The sequence below is a fragment of the Streptococcus sp. DD11 genome (assembly GCF_001578865.1).
GTDB lineage: Bacteria > Bacillota > Bacilli > Lactobacillales > Streptococcaceae > Streptococcus > Streptococcus panodentis.
Genome location: NZ_KQ969399.1, coordinates 18,432 through 21,201, shown reverse-complemented (window position 1 = coordinate 21,201; position 2,770 = coordinate 18,432). Strand labels below are relative to the sequence as shown.

The following is a 2,770-nucleotide window of genomic DNA, read 5'->3' as shown; positions in this document are numbered from 1 at the left end:
ATTCATAGCCTGCATCTGTCAAGGCCTTGATACGAACAGACGGATTATAAGCGATGTCGCCATTTGGCATACCGGTTACAGTATCCACATCTCCCAGCTGGACAGGTTTGGCAGGGTCATTGACGTCAAGATAAGTAAATCGGGCGGTAGTCAGGGCATCTGATATTTGAATGGATACGTTATTTGATTCTGAATAAGCTGACTTCCCATTGGACATGGCAGATGAGAGATAGGCCTTGGCATTTGGCGCTGCATGATTAGTGATCAGGGCCTCTTCGATTGTAAACTGAACCGTGCTTCCAGCAGTGATTTCCCCTTTTGAATGCCAGCGGACAGCACGGATCGCAGACCAGTCTGTCACTTCAGCTGCTGTCAGCCATTCCGATTTCTGAATTTCTGCGGCCGTACCAGCTTGACGGCTGTACTGGACTTCCCAGCCTGCCGGCGGTGTCACTGCTTTGGTCAAATTCACCGTAAATTCGGAGCCGCGGTTTTTTGATTCGAGCTGCTTGTCACCCTTCATCGGCAAGGAAGAGAGAACATAGACATCAGAAACCGCCTGTTTTGAAGCGTTTTTGTAGGTAACTCGGAAATCAATCTTATCATTGGCAAAGTGCTCTTGAGTATGATAGGCATAGTGCTGCTCACCTGTCTTTCTGACCTCAGAATAAACACCGCTTGCTTCAGATGCCTGAACAATAACCTTGAAATCATAAGACACAGAATTCTTTGCAGTGACAGCAATCCCCTCTATCTCGCCCAAATCATAGCCATTTTGAGCTTGGACATCAGGAAGCTCCTCATCCCAGAAAGCTATCGCTTTATAGGTATAGGTGCCATTGGGAATCGTCTTATTTTCCAGCTTTAAAAGAGTGGCTGGAATCGGCTTATCCGGCGATCCAGTCACTTGAGCGTAATAGAGTGTTTTTCCAGTGCCTTTGTAATTATAGTAAGCCTTAAACTTAGGGTCTCCGCTAAAATTCAGCTGCGGATCCGCCAGATAGGCCAAGTGCAGCACACCGGTCAGGTTTGATAAATTCTGAGTGCCCATCCGCTTGCCTGCAGCAACGGTCACATAGTCTTCCCTGAATCCAGAACCGCCAGTATGGTTGTTAAAGACATCTGTCTTAGCCCTGCCAATCATAGAAACCTGCTGGACGACCCGTGTCAATTCAGTCTTTGCGCTCTTCGATAGAGAGACAGAATTTTATTACTGAAGGCAGACTCTGTCTTAGATTCTAACTTGGTAATACTTTGGTTTTTATAAAGACTGGACCAATCATTGTAGCGTGTTTTTGTCTGGAAGCCAAAAATGGAGGTGTTAGCAGCAGCTGTCTTCTTCATCGAAATATTTCGGAATCTGTACTCCAGCTCTTTTACATTCTGCTCTTCCGTCAGACTTAGACTGCGCGTCTTATCATTAAATGTCCCTAATAATTGGCCGCTAGCCTTGTTGTAAACTTCGACAGAGGCATTGGGATGGCTAAATATTGCGTCCCATTGGTGGTTTTCTATTGCATTGACTGTCCGATATGATTCACGCTCATCTTTTATCGTATGCGTCATAGTGAAGTCGTCCAGAGAATAATCTTTTTCGACTTCTGCTTCTGCTGTCAGATTGACATAAGAACGATACTCAGCTTCCCCATGCGAGCGAATTATCTCCGAATCTGTTTGAGCATAGTGTTTGAACTCATAAAACGATTTGGGACTAGGCTCAGTCTTCAGAACTCTTAAGTCATAAGGAATGGCAGTCTGATTCTGATATTGGCTAGCATCCTCTTTTGTATAAGTGGCAGTAATCTCCAAAGTTTGTCTCTTCCCATGAATGTCTGTTACTTTGCTATCTTTCAGCCGAAAAGAAATGGGGAGATATTTGTTTTGGTTATTATTAATATCTTTCAGAGGATTCTTTTCTCTGGTGATGGTCAGATGGTAGCCGGCAGCGTCTGCAGTCCAGCCAAAGGATTTGGCTTCATCTGTCAGCTCGTAGCCTTCTTTCAAGGCGACATCATAGGTATAGGAAACAATGGGATCAATAATATTGCCTCCTACCTCGTTTATCCCCAAACCATTAATCATCCGACCATCGAATACACCATTGCCATAGTTAAAGTAATCATTCTTAGCATTGTTTGTTTTTGGATCTTTTACACCATTGTAGAGATAAAAAGATAAGGCAGATGCACCGTCATCAATCTTCCCGTCATTATCCAAATCATAGCCAATCACTTGGCCGGAAGACATGGCCGTACCACCGACAACGCCATTTTCCAGCACTTTCCAGATATGCTCAAGTCTGCCCAGTTCTTTGACTTCCTGCCCATTTTTATCATACAGTGCAGCTATTGCCGTCACTTTATGATCCGGTCCGATAGCCTGAACAGCTCCACCCCAGTTTGTTGTGAGGGCATGCATCTGAAAGGTATAAACAAAGCTATAACTGGCACCGCCCTTGAGGTTAGCCGGTTCTATTTTCAGATTTAAATCATTGCCGACTGCTTCTTGACTGTATGTTACGCCGCCTACCGGAGATGGATTTACTTTAATAGCTTTACCATTCTGGAAATGAATCTTGATATGGCCGCCGGAATAGTCTGCCTCATGGCCGCTAATACTGAAAGTTAAGGTTTCGCGCACGCTGTCCACTGCATGGATATCTGTTGTTTTTGAATCTGCTTTTAGCTGCGCATTCACTGCAGAGCCGATGTCTCTCTTGCTGCGGCGGCGCAAGCGTTGAGCTGCTGCTTCAGCCTTGGCCTCAGGCAGC

2 pseudogenes are annotated in these 2,770 nt (G+C 45.2%); both read right to left on the bottom strand.

The features are described from left to right. Positions 1–1,144 (bottom strand): annotated as a pseudogene (locus STRDD11_RS14835) (hypothetical protein); the annotation flags it as partial. 23 nt (positions 1,145–1,167) lie between these two features. Continuing rightward, a pseudogene (locus STRDD11_RS14830) lies at positions 1,168–2,770 on the bottom strand (hypothetical protein); the annotation flags it as partial.